We start from the raw sequence: 17,925 nt of genomic DNA, 5'->3' as shown, positions 1-17,925 counted from the left end.
ACTTGTCTCCCGTTCTCGCTGCTTTACCATCTGTCTTTGTTGTTATTCCTGTCAAATAAAAAAAAGACAATATTCAACGTATCTCAGAGCTAAACTTTGGCAATACGCTTCCCTGAAGGAGGGGAGTACCATGAAAATTTTAAAAGTTTCATTGTCGATATCCCATTTGTTTGTGGCTATCTTCGCCTTTCTTGGCGGCTGGGCTGCCATCTCGCGACCTACGGACCCGTTTGGCATATCTACCGATATGCTAGCCAATTCCCCTTTTGAGACTTTTTTGATCCCCGGATTGCTGCTTTTTATTGTCATTGGCCTAGGGCAATTGTTTGCTGCCGCCTTTAAGCTCTTCCGCTCGCGCTATCAGGCCTATGTCAGCTTTGTCACCGGCGGAGTGTTGCTGATTTGGCTACTCGTTCAGGTCCTGATGATCCGGACCATTGAGGTGCTGCATGTGGTGACCTTTGTGATTGCCTGCATCCAGGTCGCCCTTTCCCTGGCATTAATGTATAAGGAAAGGCTCTTTCCGACTGATTATGTTATGCGTTTCATAAACCGTCACAAACATGCCTAAACAGTAGAGCTTTCCCATAAGGAGCAGGTCATAGTCTGCTCCTTTTTGTGGATTTCTGTAACATTTCCCATACAAAATCGGCTGAAATACCACTCCACTCATATCATTTCCCCGTCTCATCCAAAAGTGCTACACTTTAGTTGATACAAAAGCACTTATTGATCTCAGATATGTAAGTTTCACATCGGGCATTCACAATAACTGCCGAATTTGATTTACCATCAGGAATGGAGAGAAACCTATGGATACGCTCAAAAACTATGTAGATTCCGTCTTTGCTAACCTGCTAAAGACTCCGGAAGTATTGGAACAAAAGAACGCCATGCTAAGAAAAATGCAAAACAAGTACCAACAGCTGAAGTCAGACGGCAAAAGCGAGCACGAAGCAATCAGCGGTGCCATAGCGGCTCACGGCAATATTGATGACTTCACAGTGCCGGACATACCGTTTACACCTGCAGAACATCTCCAAAATGAAGTCTACCTTACTCCCGAACAAGTGGATGAATATATCGATCATCGTCATCATTTCGCCTGGGCGATGGCGACAGGTGTTTTCTTGTGCATCATGGGTCCAGCCAGCCTGTTTCTTGGTCAGTACCTTGCTGGATACCGAGATGGCCAGGGAGGCCGTACGAGTGAAATGCTGGACATACTGACGCTTGTGCCGCTGTTCATCTTTGTCGCAGCCGGTGTTGCGTTGTTCATTCTTTACGGAATGAAGGAACAGCAATTTGAACTGGAGGAGAAACGGATCAAGCTCGACTCCACGACCTACTCTCGCCTGAAAGCTGAACACAAAGCCTTCCGGCCGCGGTTGGCTGTCGCAGTTGCTACTGGGGTCGCCCTCTGCATCCTAGCGCCCGTCTCCATGCTGCTTTCCGTTGTCCTGCTCGGTGAGGAAAACGGTCTGTCTCTTGTGTTCCTGCTCAGCTTCATCGCAATCGGCGTCTTCCTGTTTATCTTCTACGGCATCCAGGACGAAACGTACGAGAAACTGCTGTCGATCGGAGAGTTTGCGAAGGATAAAGCCGAAAAAAATAAAGTAGTCGGTATCGTCGCGGGTGTCGTCTTCCCGCTGGCAGCCGCAATCTATTTGATTGCCGGCTTCGTTTATTACGCTTGGGGGAGCGCCTGGATCATCTTTCCGATTGTGGGCATCCTCTTCGGCATCTTCGCAACGGTGTACAACGGCTACGCGGATTTGAAGAAGAAAAAGTAATTCTGTGGGACAAAAAAGAGAAGGAAACCCGGACCTACCGGCAATTCCCTTCTCTTTTTTTATTATCCAGCTAATGGTGGATTAGACTTACTTTATTTTTCTCTAATTAAGTTTCACGCTAGATCTGTTAACCACCTAATGTAATATCTTGATCTTGGTACCATTGCAATGCTGCATGTACTTGATCGATATTGTAATCTGGCCACATTTCTTCGGCTACATAAAAATCAGAATAAATCGATTGAATCGGTAAAAAGCCGCTTAACCTTCTTCTGCCGCCCCAGCGAATAATTAAATCCATTCGTGAGATATCTGAAGAAGCAATTTTTTTGGTACTGTCATCTTTAGGGTTAAAATCTGCTTGTTTTATCCCATAGTTCAAATCCCAATTCCAACCGTAATTTACTAAGAAGTTAATCTTAATTAAACCCTTACCAAATGCAGTTCTTTTAGTGTAAGGCAGTAATTCTTTTGGAAACAGCGGGGAATCAGTATTTCCAATAACAAGTAAATCTGCATCTCTATCTTTCAATTTATTAACTGCATCTACGCAGGCTTTTTGAAATGCTTGTGTTTGTTCCGCTGGACGTTTGGTATTATCTACTGTGAAACCATAAAAGGTCAATTCCTCAATGCCTAACTCTAAACAAAGATGGTACAGTTCCAATCCAGGTTCTATACCAAATTTGTAACCTTCTTGTTTCTCAAGACCATGTTCTTGAGCCCATCGTCTATTGCCATCTGGAATAATCCCAATATGCTTAGGCAAACGTTTATATGCTGCCATTTGATTCCCCCCTTTAAGTTAGCTCCTTATTATTGTACCTGAATTCTTGCTGAATAAGTAATCATATACCGGAATAATTCATATAATTTCAAATATCTATTACTAACCCTACTTCTACGCCACCCAGGACGAAACGTAAGAGAAACTGCTGTCGATCGGTGAGTTTGCGAAGGATAAAGCCTCCAAAAATAAACCAAAAAGAGAAGGAACACTCACCTCCGCGGCTGACTGTTCCTTCTCTTCTTTTTGCTATCCAGCTAAATCCCGGTGTTCTCATCCATGATCTCAATGTTCGTGCGGATCAGCTCTTCGATTTCCCCGCTGTCTTCCATCTCATCCAAAATGTCGTTCACCGCATCCAGAAAATCTTCGCTGTCTTTCGCGACGGCGATGGCTGATTCGTTCGGCGTGCTGGCGACGTCGAAGTCGGCGATTTCAAGGCCTTCGTTCTCTTCCACGTATCGCCTCGCAACAGTCTCCACCATCAATACCGCATCCGCTTTGCCGGTCACCAAGTACAGGATGGCCGTGTTCCATTTCGGGACGGACTGAATTTCAGCATCCGGGAAATTCTCCAGCAAGTACTCCTCTTGGATCGTCGCTTTTTGCGTCGTCAGGCTGGACTTCTTCAGGTCGTTTTCCGATTGGATATTCTTCGCATCCTCCGACTTGATCACCAACGCATCCTTTTGAGTATAGTAGATATCCGTGAAATCGACGCTTTGTTTTCTTTCTTCCGTAGGGTTCATGCCGGCGATGATCATATTAACCTTGCCTGTGGACAATGCCGGAATCAGGCCGTCGAAATCCATATCCAGGACTTCCAGCTCAACCCCCAGTTCATCCGCGATGGCTTGGGCAATATCGATGTCGAAACCGATGATTTTGTCTTCTCCGTCCTGCACAAGATGCCACTCATACGGAGGATAATCCGCACAAGTTCCGACGACCAATTTGCCGCTGTCTTTGATTTCCTGCAAGGCGCTGCTTCCATCCGTCGCAGCGCTGTTCGCAGTTCCGCTCGTGTTTCCGCATGCTGCCAAACCCAAGAGGCTCATCGTTCCCAAAATCATTTTCATAAACCCTTTTTTCAATCGTGATTCCTCCGCATTCTTTCCTTGTCTCAAAAAAAGGATGCCCTTTTCAGAGCACCCCTTGCACTTTTATTGCTGTTATTCTGCTGTGTTGTCTTCCATCAATTGTGTATTGATTTGGATCAATTCTTCGATTTTGCCGCTGTCTTTCATTTCTGTCAAGATGTTGTTGACAGTTTCCAGGAATGCGCCGCCGTCTTTAGCGACTGCGATTGCTGATTCATTCGGGTCACTTTGTACATCAAATTCAGCGATCATCAATGTATCATTTTGGGAAACAAACTGCTTCGCAACCGTTTCAACCATCAAGATAGCATCCACTTTTCCGGTTGTTAGAGACATGATTGCTGTGTTCCATTTTGGTACGGATTGGATTTCAGCATCCGGGAAGTTTTCCAACAGGTAGTCTTCTTGGATTGTCGCTTTTTGCGTAGCTAATGCAGCTGTTTTCAATGAATCTTCAGATGTGATGGTTGCAGCATCTTCAGTTCTAATCACCAATACGTCTTTTTGTGTGTAGTAGATGTCAGTGAAGTCAACGCTTTGTTTTCTTTCTTCAGTCGGGTTCATGCCGGCGATGATCATATCGATTTTGCCTGTGGATAAAGCCGGAATCAAGCCGTCAAAGTCCATGTCTTTGACTTCCAACTCAACGCCTAATTCATCAGCGATTGCTTGCGCGATATCGATGTCGAAACCGACTACTGTATCTTTGCCGTCTTTCACAAGGTGCCATTCGTATGGAGGATAATCCGCTGATGTACCCATCACCAATTTGCCGCTGTCCTTGATTTCCTGCAATTTATCCGTTGTTGTAGCTGCTGAATCTGTTGCGGAGCTGTCCGCTGTCTCGCTTGTATTACCACATGCCGCCAAAGCAAGAATGCTCATTGCACCCAAAGCTAATTTCAATAATCCTTTTTTCATCTTAACCCCTCCAAATTTCTTTTTTATTTTATAGGACTTTCGATAGGAAATCCTTTGTCCGCTCACTTTTAGGATGATTGAAAATCTCATCCGGTGTTCCTTGTTCCATCACTTGGCCGTCATCCATGAAAAGGATGCGGTCGCCGACTTCTTTCGCGAAGCCCATTTCGTGGGTCACGACTACCATCGTCATGCCTTCCAACGCAAGATTTTTCATTACTTGCAATACTTCGCCGACCATTTCCGGGTCAAGCGCCGATGTCGGTTCATCGAACAGCATCATATCCGGCTCCATCGCCAAGGCCCGCGCGATTGCGATCCGTTGTTTCTGTCCGCCCGATAAGGATTGTGGATAAACATCGGCTTTCTCGGTCATGCCCATACGCGTCAACAGTTTTCTGGCGATTGCTTCGGCTTTGTCTTTCGGTATTTTTTTGACTTGCTGCGGTCCAATCATGATGTTATCCAATACCGTCAGATGCGGGAAAAGATTGAAACTTTGGAACACCATACCCATTTTTGTGCGGATGGAATCAATATCGACACCTTTTTTGTTGATCTCTTGTCCTTCGAAGATCACTTTGCCGGTTGTCGGTTCCTCAAGCAGATTCATGCAGCGCAGAAACGTACTTTTGCCCGATCCCGATGGTCCGATGATAACGACCACTTCGCCCGAGTTGATTTGTTCATCGATGCCTTTCAGTACTTGTTTGTCGCCGAAAGATTTCGTAAGTTTTTCTGTTTTAATCACTTTGTTTCAACCTCATTTCTAGAATGTCCACTAATTTAGAGACGATTGATGTCATGATGAAGTACATCACGGCAGCGACCACTAGGGGGCCGAATGGCAAGAATGTCGCACCGCGGACCGTATTAGCAGCGAACATCAAGTCGCGCAAGCCCAACACGGAAACAATGGATGTTTCTTTGATCAGTGTAACGAATTCGTTACCCAAAGCCGGAAGGATATTCTTGATGGCTTGTGGATAAATGATTTTTTGCATTGCCATTGATTTGCTCATCCCGATCGAGCGGGCGGCTTCCATTTGGCCTTTGTCGACCGCTTGTATACCGGAACGGATGATTTCGGCGATGTAGGCTGCCGAGTTCAAGGATACAGCGATGACGCCGGACAGGAAATCGGGCAGTTCGATATTGATGACGTACAACCCGTAATAAATGATGAATAATTGCACCAACAATGGTGTACCCCGCACAATTTGGATATACCCTTTCGCTAATATGCTGAGGAACTTGTTGGGCGACATTTTCATCAATGCCAATCCCGTCCCCAAGATGACGCCCAGTACGATCGCGCTGATTGAAAGGCCTATCGTGTAACCTGCGCCTTGGAAATAGATCGGCATATAGGTCTCAAAGAAAGTTGAATCCATTTGTATATAATCCCCTTTTTTATGTTTTTGCTGGTGGTGCTCTGGGTACTAAAAAACCGCCCCTTGTATTGCTACAAGAGACGGGTCAATGTTTGATTCCGCGGTACCACTCTAGTTGATCTGCTGTGAAACAACAAATCCACCTCGATTAAATTAACGCATAAATTGCGTAAAAGGCTACTGAACGTTCACCTTTTCGTCATCCGAAGTGCGCTTCAATCTGATATTTTACTGCTGGGCTTCCACTCTGTCCCGGCTCGCTGGAGAAAATATTCAGATCTACTCTCTTCATCACTGACTTTGTTATATTCAGTTGTGGTATGAAATCATAATATAAGATTTGAAAAGAACTGTCAACAAAAAAACTATCATCGGATTTTCATATGATTCCTTTTTCTGAGAAAAGTAGCGATCACTCGATCTTTTTCTCATTTTTCGTTCCAATTTATGCCTCGTCCACGATCTGTTGCACGCGTCCGACTTGATCGCCTTCAACCAGCATGACTTTGATGCCGTGCGGATGATTGGGGCTGTTGGTCAACAAGCGTTTCACATGCCCTCTCGTCAATTTCCCGGTGCGTTGGTCTTTCTTCAAGACGATATCGACCAAAGCGCCGATTTTGATGTTTTTTCGGAGTTTTCCGTCCATAAATTCCTCTTTCTCAAGCAAGCTCTTTGCTTAGTGTGATGATTTGATCGACCGCTTCGTCCAAATAGTGGATTGTGTCCTGCAGCGCCTGATCCGTTTTGATGTCTACGCCGGCCAAGGCAGCGGCTTCCGCGGCTTCCAATTGGTCCCCTAGCGCCAGGAATTCCAACCATTTTCCGACAGCCGGTTCACCCTCCGTTTTGACGCGAAGAAAGGCTTGCGTCGCGATCGTCAAGCCAGCCGAATAGGTGTAGGAATACAGCCCCATGTAGTAATGGATCTGGCGCATCCATGTCAGCTCCGCTCCGTTGTTGATTTCCACAGCATCCCCCCAGAATCGTTCCAGCACGTTCCGTTTGATTTCGCTCAATTTTCCGGCATCGAAACTCTTGCCTACGTCGATCAAGTTGTAGACTTCCCTTTGATAGGCTGCTTCCAGCAAGTGCGTGACGAAATTGTGGAAATAGGTGTCGGAAAGCATCTTCGTCAAAGCGAAGCGCTGCATGCGCGCATCCGTACTCTTGCGCGCCAATGACTCCGTCAACAGCAGTTCATTGAATGTGGATGGGCCTTCGATCAGGTACAACGATGGCTCCGAACCAAGGATGCTGTTGTTTTCGTTCGACAGAATCATCTGCCCGGCATGGCCCAATTCATGGATCAGCGTATACACGTCCGAAAGTTGATTCGCCCATGACATCAGGATGTAAGGGTGCGTTCCGTACGGGCTCGTGCAGAATCCGCCGGTTGATTTGCCGATGTTCTGAGCGAAATCGATCCAACGCTCCGGATAAGCCCGCATGATGCGGTCGGTATAATCCTGACCCAAAACCGCTATGGCATCCTGAACCATCACCTGCGACTCATTAATCGAAACCTGCGGAGAATATTCCGGATCCAGAGCGATCTTCAAGTCGGCATAAGTCATTTTGTCCAGTCCGCGTATTTGCTTCAGATGGGTGATGTATTTCTGCATGACCGGCGCTAGGTCGTTCATGATCGTGTCAATCTGGCGGTCATACAGATCGCGCGTCACTTCCTGCCCGTAAAGCAGATAGTCGATCACGGAATCGAAACCGCGCATCGTCGCCATCGTCTTTTCCTTCTGCAGCTGGATATAGTAGGCAGTTGCGACCACGTTTTCATAATCGCTGAGGACAGCCGAGAATTTGTCGAAAGCCGCCCGACGGATTTCCGTGTCGTCATGGTACATGTAGTAATCTTCGTAGAGCACGAAGCTCAGCGGATATTCCTTCCCGTCGACCGTGAAGGTACCGAAGTCCATATCGCCAAGGCGGGCCTGTTCATAGATGGCGCTCGGCGCATCCAGAGTCGGAGCCAACTGGGCCAATGCCTTTTCGACTTCAGGCGCCAGCTGGATATTTTTGTTTTTCTTGATGTGGCGGATGTAGGAAGCAAACCGCGCTTCTTCCGAAACGACCTGATCAAGGACAGCTGCGTTGCAGCCGATCAGTTCCGATTCAAAAAAGGTCAGTTGGGCGCTGATGTCCGCCATCGCATTCGCTGTTTGGCGGGACAACTCGACATTGTCCGGATCGGTCAGGTCGGTCGCTTCCGGCATCATCGCATAGTGATCCGCCAAGGTTGCGGTTTCGATGAGCTTTTCATATTCCTTGATTGCCGCAAGGATTGTTTTGGCATCCGTTAGTTTGCCTTCGTATGTCACGCTAAAGGTTGCGGTCGCCTGCTTCAGTCCTGCTAAAGCGGCCTCGAAGTCCGCTCGTGTTTTATAGAGGGCGGTCACATCCCAAGTCAATGCCGCAGGGACGTCCGCGCGATTTTTCAGTTGTTCTTGTGTCATTGTTGTGGCTCCTTTTATTCGTGGTGTTTGACGAATGTTAAATGAATGCTTCCATTATAACAAAAAAATGCTGCCGGCGTCAGGTGTCGAGCTTGGCCTCGGCTTTCCTCCGATGAGCGCCCTTCTTATCGGAGTTGGGGTTCCGGTAATCTACTCTGCTCCTGTGAGCGAATGTTGGCCGGAGCTGGGCGCGAAATCGCAGGCTGTCCTCCGCCGAGCGTGGGCTCGTCGGAGGTGAAGGCTTTGCGCTCGCCTTAGCTCCGGCGAGGAGTGCCCCGCCGGAGTTGGGCTCGCCAAAAATCATTCGGCGCTGCGTGAACCTTCAGCAACAACGTTAAAGCCCCCGCATGCGAGGGCTTGATGCCTTCGCCCGCGAAGGCCGGTAATCTGTTCTCTCAGTAAGTTGCTTCGATGGCTTGGACCTGGTCGTAGAGGTACTGGTTCGTCGGGGCAGGCAGTCCGTATTTTTTCGCTTTCTTCAGTATGGTGCCGGAAAACAACTCTACTTCTGAAGGCCGTTTCGCAATGCCGTCCTGGCGCATCGATGGCATCCCCAACGGCGTAAGTCCGTCGATGATCGCCAAATCATTTTCCAGATCGGTTTCGGTCAGGTTGACGCCTTCCTTCTGGGCAATCGGCAGGACTTCGCGCATGGCAGCAATCATCAGATCGCGGGTTGGTCCTGCTTCGTGGATGTCGCGGAAAGTGCCTTCCTTCACCATCAGCACTTGGTTCACGCCGACATTCAGCATAAATTTCGCCCACATGCGGTGCAGGATATCCGCTTCGACCACGTGCGGCAAGGCGGTTTCTTCGAAGAAAGCTGCCACCGCATCCAAACGCGCCTGTTTTTCGGGAGCGTCGAGGCCGATCCGCAGTTCGCCGATATGGACAGACTTCACATCGTTGCCGGTGCGGAGAGCGTCCATCCCTTGGGCTACGCAGTGGACGATCTTCTCACCGCCGAAAGCCGCGCCGATGACTTCCTCGCTGGAGATGCCGTTCAGGACCGAAATGATTGTCGTATCCGGTCCGACCTGGTGGCGGGCGGTTTCGATTGCTTCATCCAACTGGGTTCCTTTTACGGCCAAAATGACCAGATCCGCCGGCGCCAGGCTGGCAACCGTTTCGTCGACATATTGGAAATCGCAGGCCTCGCCGTTGAAAGTAAAGCCTTGTTCCTGGTAGCGCGCCATCCGTTGTTTGTTGACGACGATGCGCACGCGGTCCTTTCCGACGGCCTTTGTGAAATGGTGCCCGTAAAGAATCCCCAGGGCACCCAATCCGATGATGGCTACAGTTTCTATCTTCATTTGTTCACGCCTCTTTCCGAAAGATTCTTGCATAATTTCTTCTATTCAGCCGGTTTGTATTTGCGCAGCTGTTCGATCAGATATGGCAGATCTGTCTCGAATTGGACGCCATAGTGCAGTTCGCGTCCGCTTTTCAGCGTACGCTCAATCACCATGCTGTTGTATCGAACGGCAGTTTCGGTGGCCACGGTCAGCGACAGGTTCTGGAAAAGCAAACCGCCAACGACACTTGTGAACAAGTCTCCCGCGCCGTCATAATGGCCGGGAAAATATTTCGCGAAGGCATACTGCGCTTCAGGTTCGTCTTGGCTGACGCAGACAGCACCAATCTTTTCCGGTTCCAAGGAAACGCCCGTCAGCACGACGCTCTTCGGATTCAACACCCGCAAATCAGCCAATAATTCCGCAACCTCGGCTTCCTTGTAAGGCTTCTTCAACATGGGGCGTTTGGTCAAAAAGCAGGCTTCCGTCACGTTCGGCGTGATTACCGTCGCTTCATTGCAGAGCGCCGCCATTTCATCCACATATTCCAACGTGAAACCCGGATAGAGCACGCCTTGATCGCCCATCGCCGGATCGAGAACGATGTGGGCATCTTCGGCCGCAAACGTATGGATGATCCCCCGCACGATGTCGATCTGCTGGTGCGAACCCAGATAGCCGATCAGGATGCCGTCGAATTTGATGCCCAATGATTGCCAATGCTGCAGGATGCCGCCCATTTCCTGGGTCAGATCCAAAAAGGTATAGCCTTCAAATTCTTTACCCGTATGGGTGGACAACAGTGCAGTCGGCAGGATGCTCACCCAATTGTCCAGGCAGCTCACTACAGGAACCGCCACGTTCATAGAAATACGGCAACTGGCGGAAATATCTTGGATAAGCAGTACTCTCGGTTGACTCAAATGCTTGCACCCCTTTACTTTAGAAACTCAATTATTCCCATTCTATCATCTTTTCATTGGATTTTCTCAATTTTCCATCATTTTGGAAATAATTGTGAAAACGATGAGAAAAAGAGTGCAAACTTTTGCATAAGGACTATAATTAAAAATAATGCTTGGAGGCGAATTGCATGAAAACTGAAAAAAACAGTACTTATAGATTGGTTGTTTTGGCCTTATTTATGGCGCTTACTGTCGTCATGACCTTATTGTTCCGCATCCCGATACCTTACGGTTACGTTAATTTGGGAGACATGGTGCTCCTGTTGGCCGGTCTATCCTTCGGAGGCAGCGCAGGCTTCTTCGTCGGCTCACTCGGCAGCATGTTGGCCGACCTGTTCGCCGGTTATGCCTTCTATGCGCCGATCACTTTTGTCGTAAAAGGTTTGGAAGGATTCTTTGCCGGCTGGTTGTTCCAGAAAATGAATCACAAAAAGCCATGGCTTGCCACGGGGATTGCCGGTGTGTGGATGGCGATCGGATACGCCATCGGGGACACAATCCTTTTCGGCTTCGGTGCCGCGATCGCTTCATTCCCGTTGAACATCGCGCAAGGTCTCGTCGGAGCCTTCTTGTCCACCCTCTTGTACCGCTGGTTGAACCCTTACATCACGAAGAAATTCAAATAACGACTGCGCGCAACGATTATCCAAAACCAGAAAGAACGCCCATTCCGCGAACCGTGCGGAGTGGGCGTTCTTTCTGCATGTATGCCGCTCAAAAAAGCAGTGCAGCCAACAGCGGGATCGTGAATACCGATAGCAGCGTCGATATGAAGACGTAGCGCGTTGAGAAGGCCGTATTGCCTCCGTACTGCATCGACAGCGCCACAGCCATCGCCGGGCCGGGCATGGCCGAGATGATGACGAGGATCCCCAGCATAGTCGGGTTCGTCAGGATACCCTTCGTGGCCCACCAAAGGAACAACGGAATCACGATCATACGATAGAAAGCAAACAGATAGATTTTCCATTCTTTAAAGGCGCCAAGGATATCGATGTCGGCCAATGACGCGCCGATGATGATCATCGCCAATGGGGACGTGATATTACCGATGCTGGTGGCAGTGTCCATCACCAACGCCGGCAATTTGATGTCGAACAGGAAAACGAAAACCGCAAACAGCGAAGCGAGGTTGCCGGGATTCAGCAGGATTGCTTTCCAGCTCGCCCGTGATTTTTTCGAGCCTTTGGCAATCAGGAAGACACCCAAAGAATAGATCAACAGGTTGTTGGGAATGCCGTACAGCGAGGCATAAAAAAGCGCGCCTGTGCCGAAAATGGCCTGAACGACCGGCAGCCCCATGAAGCCGTTGTTCGTGAAGATGGTCAGGAACTCGATGATTCCTTCCGTTTCTTTATCCGCGCGGAAGAGTTTCGGACTGAACTTGGCTAATCCGACCGTGAAAAGATACATCAGCGTCGCCGTCAACAAGACGAAGAGCGTGTCCGATTTCGTACCCACCTCACCTGCACCTTCCACCGATGCGATGACAAGCGCCGGCACCGTAACATAGGTGATCAATGCCGCAAAATTGGCGTTCGCGTGCTTGTCGAAAACCTTCATGACTGTCGCGAGATAGCCCACAAACATGATCAACACCAGCATGATCATCCTACCAAATACAACCCTTACATCCAAAACCCGAACGCCTCCCCTGTCCCATCCATTTATATATCCAAAGTCTAACACAGTTCTGCGCTGAAATTGCGTTTTCGATTCAGTTTCACGATTCGACCGCTTCGTCCCAGGGCATATCAATCGGTATCCTCCGCACAGAGTGTTAGAATGGAAACAACAATATAACGAATGCTACTGTCACATTTCATCCAGAAAGGTGGATCCCTATGCAGGAAAAATTGACGATCCTTCAGATCAACGACACACACAGCTACTTGGAGTTGCACAACGAACTGTTCTATGAAAAGGAAAAATTGGCGTTCCGTAAAGCTGGCGGCTACGCTCGTCTCCAAAGCCTTATCAAAGATTTCCGCAGCAAAAATCCAACACTCGTTTTCGATAACGGCGACACGATCCACGGAACATACGAAGCGATTGATTCGAAGGGCTGGCACATGCTGCCGGTGCTGAACGAAGTCGGTTTTGATGCCATGACATTCCACTGGGACACTGGCTTCGGGCCGGCCAATCTGAAAAAAATAGGCCAGCAGTTGGATTATCCGATTCTCGCAATCAATGCCTACGAAAAAGAAAGCGGCAAGTTGGCATTCGAGCCTTACAAAATCCTGTCCGTAGGGGAAATTTCGATTGGTGTGATCGGTATCGCCTGCAACATCATCGACAAAACGATGCCACCCCATTTCAGCGAAGGACTCTCTTTCACTTTGGGGCGCGAGGAGTTGCCCGGCTATGTGGCGGAACTGAAGGAAAAAGGGGTCAATCTGATCATCGTCCTGTCCCATCTTGGTTTCCCGCAGGACCTGAAATTGATGAGCGAAGTCGAAGGTGTGGCGATCTGTCTGAGTGGCCACACCCATAATCGTCAGGAACACATCGTCACAGTAGGTGAAACGGCAGTCATCCAGTCTGGCTCGCATGGCTCTTTCCTTGGCGCGCTCGAATTGACCGTTGAGGACGGCGTGATCCAAAAAATCGAACATCAACTCATTCCGGTCACGGAGAACATCCCGGAAGATGCCGCCATGAAAGCTTCGATTGATGAAGCTTTAGCCCCTTACCGCGAAAAAATGGGTCGCCAAGTTGGTGAAACTAAAAAAGTGCTGCACCGCGGCTGGAGCATTGAGACGACGATGGACAACTTCCTCTTGGATGCGATCCTTTTCCACACGAAAACCGATCTGGCCTTCTCCAACGGCTGGCGCTATGGTGTTCCGATCCTGAAAGGCCCTGTAACCTTGAGGGAATTGTATCAGATCATCCCGATGAATCCGCCGATTTCCACCGCTATCCTGACCGGTTCGGAAATAGTGGCTCTGCTGGAAGAAAATCTCGAGAGCACCTACGCAGCAGACCCCTTTGATCAGATGGGCGGCTACCTAAAGCGCGCGATGGGCTTGCATGCTTATCTGAAACTGGAGAATCCGAAAGGAACCCGAGTCCAAAAACTTTTCATCGCCGGCGAAGAAGTCATCCCGGATAAAGAATACACAGTCAGTTATGTGACCAACCAGGGCGTTCCGAAGAAATTCGGAAAAGAACACAAAAATCTGGAGAAGCACGCGGTTGAAGCGATGATGGATTATCTGGCCGAGATGGGTCCTTACGAAAAGGAACTGCGCGGAACCTATCAGATTGTCTGATCCGCCAACACAATGAAAAATAAAACAGCCCCGACGGAATCTGCTTATGGACTGCAGCTTCTGCCGGGGCTATTAAGGTTTCACATTTTTCTTACGTCATAATAATCCGGATCAACGCGTTCCATCAGTCCGGCTTCCTTATCGGAAACAGTCAGATAAAGCTCGTGCATCGCCCGGGTGCAGATTGTGTAGAGGATCTGCATTTCATTTTGGGCAGCTTTTGCCGGATAGTGGCAAATCGCAAAAACGACATCGAATTCCAGACCTTTAGCCAAACGGGCCGGCATGATCAATACCGGATGATGGCTGTTGTCGGTATCCTGCTGCACGAGTTTGAAGTCGATGCCGGCAGCCGACAGTTCCTGGCTGATGCGTTCCGCGTCTTCCGCATTGCGGCTGATGAAAGCCACGCGCATGCCGGCAGCGACGCTCGCATCCACCTTCTGTTTGATGTAGCCCATATCGAGCCCGCCATCGTCGGTCAGCAGCACTTCCGGTTTCTTGCCGGAACGGATATAGGTCCCTTCCGGTTTTTCGCCTTCGATGAAGCTTTCCGAGAAGCGGACGATTTCATTCGTCGATCGGTAGCTGGTCAGCAGACGGTACGAACGGAACGTGCTTTCGGAAAAGATGGTCCGGAGATCATCAAAGGAAAGGCGTCTGTTCAGGATATTCTGATTCAAGTCGCCGCTCAGAATGAAGCGCGCGCTCGGGTATGCATGCTGCAGCATCTGCAGTTGGAATGGTGAAAAATCCTGCACCTCATCCAGACAGATGTATTGGTATTTCATGTCGCTGGATGGCCCCTTCAGCAACAAACGCAGACTGTAGTAGGCATCCAGATCTTCCAGCAACACACTCTTCTCTGCCATATGTTCCGCAACCACTGCGATGTGGGTGCGCCATTCATCCTCATCCAAGCCGAAAGCATCCAATGAAAGCAATTTAGGAACGGCCCGCAGGAAATGGATGTATTGATTCTTATAGCGGATAAAGGCCAACGCTTCAATCCTCGCGACGATCGGTTCGAAAGCGTCCTCCAGGATATCCGCCGTCATGGCCTCTTCCATCGCTTTTTGGTTGTGGGTCTCTTTCTCATAACGGTAAAGGTCCAGGTCAGACATGGCGATCATTTCTTTTTCGACCCAAGGCTTGCCTTTTTGCGACTGTTGGATTCGCTCGACGCGCTGCAACAAGTGTCTTTTGAGAATATCCAACTTGCTGGCCAATGACCCTTGGCTGTCGATGCTATAGAAGGCTGACTCGATTTCCTTCTCCGAAAGGATGATATCATCACGGAAACGGATATCAGAGAATTTCAGATAGCGTTTCTTCAGGATCATTCCGTATTTCTGTAACGCCTCATAAAATACCAAGCTGCCCTTCAGCACCGTAACCTTGGCTAAGCTGTCCTCTTGATCGACGCGCAAAGAAAATCCGGTCACTTTCCGCTCCATGAACTCGCTGAAGGTCGTGTTGCCAACGTTCAGTTCGCCCAATGCAGGCAACACTTGGGAGACGTATTCCTGGAATATTTTGTTTGGGGAAAACAGGACGACTTCTTCCGACTTCAATTGGTCTCGGAAAGCATACAACAGATAGGCGATTTTCTGCATCAGGACAACCGTTTTTCCTGATCCGGCAACCCCTTCTATCAGCGTGACAGCCGCTTTGGTTTCCCTGACGATTTGGTTCTGCTCTTTTTGCAAGGTGGATACGACCGTGCCCATCTGATAGGATGAAGGTCCTTCCAACACTTCCAGCAAATACGGATCGCCCATGACATTGTCCGTGTCCATCATGCGGATGATTTCCGCCTGTCTGATCAAAAATTGCCTTTTCAGGTCAACCCCGTAGGACATCGGTTGATCGGCTATCATCAGCTTCACTTTTTCGCCTTTGCTGCCTTCATAATAAAGCGATGCAATCGGCGAACGCCAGTCGACGATCAGGTTCTCATCTTTCTCGAACAAGGATCCGATTCCGATGTAGATTGTTTCATTGCCGAAATCATCGTGATAATCGATACGGCCGAAGTAAGGCTCATCCTGCATTTTTTCCAATACAGCGACACGCTCGTTGCTGTTCTGCAATTCGTTGTTGCGGATCATCAGCTCCTGCTCGAAAGCCCGCAGTTCAGCCGACGATTCCCAGACGCTCTCTGAAGAACCTTGGCTGATTTTGATTTCTTTGGATTCCTTTAATTGCTGTCTTTGTTTTTCACTTTTTTCTTCTACTTGCTCGGCCAATCGCGTTCTTTCGTTGTTGATGACTTCAATAACGCGATGGACACGTTCCTGTTCTTTCATTAAATCTTTATGCAACCAAATGACACCTCTCTCTTAAGAAAACTCTTGGACTATTCGGTCTACTTCACTAAATGCGACAATTAGTAGTATACCATCGTACAGGGATTCTGGCTATTCCTTGTACCTTTATTAAATCGTTCCAAATCAAAAAAGAGCCGGAAGGAAAAGCCTGTTGCAGCTCTTTCTTCCGGCTCAGTTTGTTGTTGGGATTGCGTTTTGCAGTTTTTGGTGCATTTGTGTCTATTCATTGAGGATTTTTTCAATCGCAGTGTATCCTCCTAGGATATTGACAATCTTTTTGAATCCCCTATCCTCCAGCGCACCGATGGCGACGGCGGAACGGACTCCTGATTGACAATGAACGTAAAGAGGTTCATCCCGTTTGAACGACAACGGCTCCTCCAAAAGCTTGCCGAGGAGCACACGCTTGGCATCCGACAAGTGCCCTTTATCCCACTCGCTTTCGGAACGCACGTCCAATATCTGCAGATCTTTTTCTTGGCGCAAGGCGATGAATGCGGCTGCTGTGATTGTTTCGGTCATCTTCTCGTCCTTGATCTGGCCGGCATCCAGATAGCCTCTGACTTGGTCGAACCCGATCAGCTGTAGCTTACGGGTAGCCGTCTCAGCGTCTTTTTTGGTTCCGATGAACGTCACTTGTCCTCCATAGTCCAGGAACCAACCGGCGTAACTCAAAAACTTTTTGTTCAGCGGAATATTGAGCGTTCTTTCGATGTGTCCGGCTTGATACATTTCTTTCGCGCGCAGATCGATCAGCCTGTCATTTGGACCGGCCTGCTGAAGCGGGAAGACCGGATAAGGGACGTAGGCACCGCTATCCAATTTATTGATCTTCTTCATCTGGGCAAAATAGCTCGGCGGCTCAGGCTGGTCATCCGTCAGGGCTTCGATGAAACTCGCTTCCTCGTCATGCTGGAAAGCCCAGTTGTTGTCTTTCTCGTAGCCCAAAGTGGTCATCGGTACGGCGCCCAGCGACTTCCCGCAGGCGCTGCCGGCACCGTGTCCGGGCCAGATCTGCAGGTGGTCCGGATAGTCAGCTATTTTCTTCAGAGAATGGAACATCTGTTTTGCTCCGATTTCGGTGGTGCCTTGCATATGCGCAGCCTCTTCCAGCAAGTCCGGCCGGCCGACGTCACCCACAAAGATAAAATCGCCGGTAAACAGCCCCATCGGAATGTCTGAACCCCCGCCGATGTCCGTTAGCAGAAAGGACACACTCTCCGGCGTATGCCCAGGTGTGTGCAGCACATCAAGTTTGACCTTGCCTAGGGAAATGATGTCCCCATCCTGCAGCAGCACGCTTCCTTCCGGCAGATCCTGGTAACGCCAGTCATCCCCGCCCATGTCCGAGACGTACAGTTTGGCGCCTAAACGCCTCCCGGTTTCCCGCAGGCCGGATGCATAATCGGCATGGATATGCGTTTCCGTTGCCGCTGTGATGACCAGCCCTTCGTCTTCGGCTGCCAAGATATAATCATCCAGCTTGCGCAATGGATCGATTATGATGGCTTCTCCGGTTTTTTGGCAACCCACCAGATAGGAAAATTGCGCTACTTGCGGATCGAAAAATGATTTAAAAAACATGCATGAA

Annotated in this window: 16 protein-coding genes and 1 other annotated feature; of the genes, 4 read left to right on the top strand and 12 right to left on the bottom strand. The window is 49.1% G+C overall.

What is annotated here, in order from left to right:
* Nucleotides 1–130 precede the first annotated feature (130 nt).
* Both C7R56_RS02305 and C7R56_RS02300 read left to right on the top strand, forming a co-directional pair.
* Entirely contained in the window at nucleotides 131–571 is a 441-nt protein-coding gene (locus C7R56_RS02305) for a hypothetical protein (protein WP_107994974.1), read from the top strand.
* A gap of 241 nt (nucleotides 572–812) precedes the next feature.
* Nucleotides 813–1,793 carry a hypothetical protein gene (locus tag C7R56_RS02300; RefSeq protein WP_107994973.1) on the top strand — a complete coding sequence of 327 codons (981 nt, stop codon included), beginning with the start codon at nucleotides 813–815 and terminating at the stop codon, nucleotides 1,791–1,793.
* A gap of 127 nt (nucleotides 1,794–1,920) precedes the next feature.
* Here C7R56_RS02300 and C7R56_RS02295 read toward each other — a convergent pair whose 3' ends face one another.
* The 9 genes from C7R56_RS02295 to C7R56_RS02250 all read right to left on the bottom strand — a co-directional run bounded on the left by C7R56_RS02295 (nucleotide 1,921) and on the right by C7R56_RS02250 (nucleotide 10,684).
* Nucleotides 1,921–2,580 (bottom strand): undecaprenyl diphosphate synthase family protein, encoded by a 660-nt coding sequence (locus tag C7R56_RS02295; RefSeq protein WP_107994972.1) that lies wholly within the window; start codon nucleotides 2,578–2,580, stop codon nucleotides 1,921–1,923.
* Between the two features lie 257 nt (nucleotides 2,581–2,837).
* Nucleotides 2,838–3,674 (bottom strand): transporter substrate-binding domain-containing protein, encoded by an 837-nt coding sequence (locus tag C7R56_RS02290; protein WP_107994971.1) that lies wholly within the window; start codon nucleotides 3,672–3,674, stop codon nucleotides 2,838–2,840.
* A 78-nt stretch (nucleotides 3,675–3,752) separates the two neighbouring features.
* Nucleotides 3,753–4,601 carry a transporter substrate-binding domain-containing protein gene (locus C7R56_RS02285; protein ID WP_159072128.1) on the bottom strand — a complete coding sequence of 283 codons (849 nt, stop codon included), beginning with the start codon at nucleotides 4,599–4,601 and terminating at the stop codon, nucleotides 3,753–3,755.
* 28 nt (nucleotides 4,602–4,629) lie between these two features.
* On the bottom strand, nucleotides 4,630–5,352 hold the full coding sequence (locus C7R56_RS02280) for an amino acid ABC transporter ATP-binding protein (RefSeq protein ID WP_107994969.1): 723 nt from the start codon (nucleotides 5,350–5,352) through the stop codon (nucleotides 4,630–4,632).
* Entirely contained in the window at nucleotides 5,345–5,995 is a 651-nt protein-coding gene (locus C7R56_RS02275) for an amino acid ABC transporter permease (RefSeq protein ID WP_086987378.1), read from the bottom strand. Before C7R56_RS02275 ends, C7R56_RS02280 begins: the two co-directional genes overlap by 8 nt.
* Nucleotides 5,996–6,068: 73 nt before the next feature.
* Nucleotides 6,069–6,299, bottom strand: a binding site (T-box leader).
* Nucleotides 6,300–6,440: 141 nt separating this feature from the next.
* A complete protein-coding gene (locus C7R56_RS02270; RefSeq protein WP_086626980.1) occupies nucleotides 6,441–6,644 on the bottom strand; it encodes a YwbE family protein in 204 nt (67 codons plus the stop codon).
* Between the two features lie 13 nt (nucleotides 6,645–6,657).
* Nucleotides 6,658–8,466, bottom strand: a complete 1,809-nt coding sequence (gene pepF / locus C7R56_RS02265; RefSeq protein WP_107994968.1) for an oligoendopeptidase F — start codon at nucleotides 8,464–8,466, stop codon at nucleotides 6,658–6,660.
* Between the two features lie 395 nt (nucleotides 8,467–8,861).
* Entirely contained in the window at nucleotides 8,862–9,779 is a 918-nt protein-coding gene (locus C7R56_RS02255; protein ID WP_107994966.1) for a ketopantoate reductase family protein, read from the bottom strand.
* A 41-nt stretch (nucleotides 9,780–9,820) separates the two neighbouring features.
* A complete protein-coding gene (locus C7R56_RS02250) occupies nucleotides 9,821–10,684 on the bottom strand; it encodes a pyridoxamine kinase (protein ID WP_107994965.1) in 864 nt (287 codons plus the stop codon).
* Between the two features lie 170 nt (nucleotides 10,685–10,854).
* Here C7R56_RS02250 and C7R56_RS02245 point away from each other — a divergent pair, with 170 nt between their 5' ends.
* Nucleotides 10,855–11,352 carry an ECF transporter S component gene (locus tag C7R56_RS02245; RefSeq protein ID WP_107994964.1) on the top strand — a complete coding sequence of 166 codons (498 nt, stop codon included), beginning with the start codon at nucleotides 10,855–10,857 and terminating at the stop codon, nucleotides 11,350–11,352.
* A gap of 88 nt (nucleotides 11,353–11,440) precedes the next feature.
* On the opposite strand, the gene C7R56_RS02240 is transcribed toward C7R56_RS02245, so the two are convergent.
* Nucleotides 11,441–12,337: an AEC family transporter gene (locus tag C7R56_RS02240; protein ID WP_107994963.1), complete on the bottom strand. Its 897-nt coding sequence runs from the start codon at nucleotides 12,335–12,337 to the stop codon at nucleotides 11,441–11,443.
* A gap of 233 nt (nucleotides 12,338–12,570) precedes the next feature.
* Here C7R56_RS02240 and C7R56_RS02235 point away from each other — a divergent pair, with 233 nt between their 5' ends.
* Nucleotides 12,571–14,004, top strand: a complete 1,434-nt coding sequence (locus C7R56_RS02235; RefSeq protein ID WP_107994962.1) for a bifunctional metallophosphatase/5'-nucleotidase — start codon at nucleotides 12,571–12,573, stop codon at nucleotides 14,002–14,004.
* A gap of 80 nt (nucleotides 14,005–14,084) precedes the next feature.
* On the opposite strand, the gene helD is transcribed toward C7R56_RS02235, so the two are convergent.
* Both helD and C7R56_RS02225 read right to left on the bottom strand, forming a co-directional pair.
* A complete protein-coding gene (gene helD / locus C7R56_RS02230; protein WP_234402547.1) occupies nucleotides 14,085–16,328 on the bottom strand; it encodes an RNA polymerase recycling motor HelD in 2,244 nt (747 codons plus the stop codon).
* A gap of 225 nt (nucleotides 16,329–16,553) precedes the next feature.
* Nucleotides 16,554–17,918, bottom strand: a complete 1,365-nt coding sequence (locus tag C7R56_RS02225; RefSeq protein ID WP_107994960.1) for an MBL fold metallo-hydrolase — start codon at nucleotides 17,916–17,918, stop codon at nucleotides 16,554–16,556.
* Between the last annotated feature and the right edge of the window lie 7 nt (nucleotides 17,919–17,925).

Origin of the sequence: Trichococcus paludicola (assembly GCF_003052295.1) — a bacterium.
Taxonomy (GTDB): Bacteria; Bacillota; Bacilli; order Lactobacillales; family Aerococcaceae; genus Trichococcus; species Trichococcus paludicola.
This window is presented reverse-complemented; position numbering and strand designations above follow the sequence as displayed.

What these genes read in the sequence shown, in the direction of transcription:
- C7R56_RS02270 (WP_086626980.1), bottom strand. Translation starts at nt 6,644, where the DNA reads ATGGACGGAAAACTCCGAAAAAACATCAAAATCGGCGCTTTGGTCGAT.
- C7R56_RS02255 (WP_107994966.1), bottom strand. Translation starts at nt 9,779, where the DNA reads ATGAAGATAGAAACTGTAGCCATCATCGGATTGGGTGCCCTGGGGATT.
- C7R56_RS02305 (WP_107994974.1), top strand. Translation starts at nt 131, where the DNA reads ATGAAAATTTTAAAAGTTTCATTGTCGATATCCCATTTGTTTGTGGCT.
- C7R56_RS02285 (WP_159072128.1), bottom strand. Translation starts at nt 4,601, where the DNA reads ATGAAAAAAGGATTATTGAAATTAGCTTTGGGTGCAATGAGCATTCTT.
- C7R56_RS02225 (WP_107994960.1), bottom strand. Translation starts at nt 17,918, where the DNA reads ATGTTTTTTAAATCATTTTTCGATCCGCAAGTAGCGCAATTTTCCTAT.
- C7R56_RS02295 (WP_107994972.1), bottom strand. Translation starts at nt 2,580, where the DNA reads ATGGCAGCATATAAACGTTTGCCTAAGCATATTGGGATTATTCCAGAT.
- C7R56_RS02240 (WP_107994963.1), bottom strand. Translation starts at nt 12,337, where the DNA reads ATGATCATGCTGGTGTTGATCATGTTTGTGGGCTATCTCGCGACAGTC.
- C7R56_RS02245 (WP_107994964.1), top strand. Translation starts at nt 10,855, where the DNA reads ATGAAAACTGAAAAAAACAGTACTTATAGATTGGTTGTTTTGGCCTTA.
- C7R56_RS02300 (WP_107994973.1), top strand. Translation starts at nt 813, where the DNA reads ATGGATACGCTCAAAAACTATGTAGATTCCGTCTTTGCTAACCTGCTA.
- C7R56_RS02275 (WP_086987378.1), bottom strand. Translation starts at nt 5,995, where the DNA reads ATGGATTCAACTTTCTTTGAGACCTATATGCCGATCTATTTCCAAGGC.
- C7R56_RS02235 (WP_107994962.1), top strand. Translation starts at nt 12,571, where the DNA reads ATGCAGGAAAAATTGACGATCCTTCAGATCAACGACACACACAGCTAC.
- pepF (WP_107994968.1), bottom strand. Translation starts at nt 8,466, where the DNA reads ATGACACAAGAACAACTGAAAAATCGCGCGGACGTCCCTGCGGCATTG.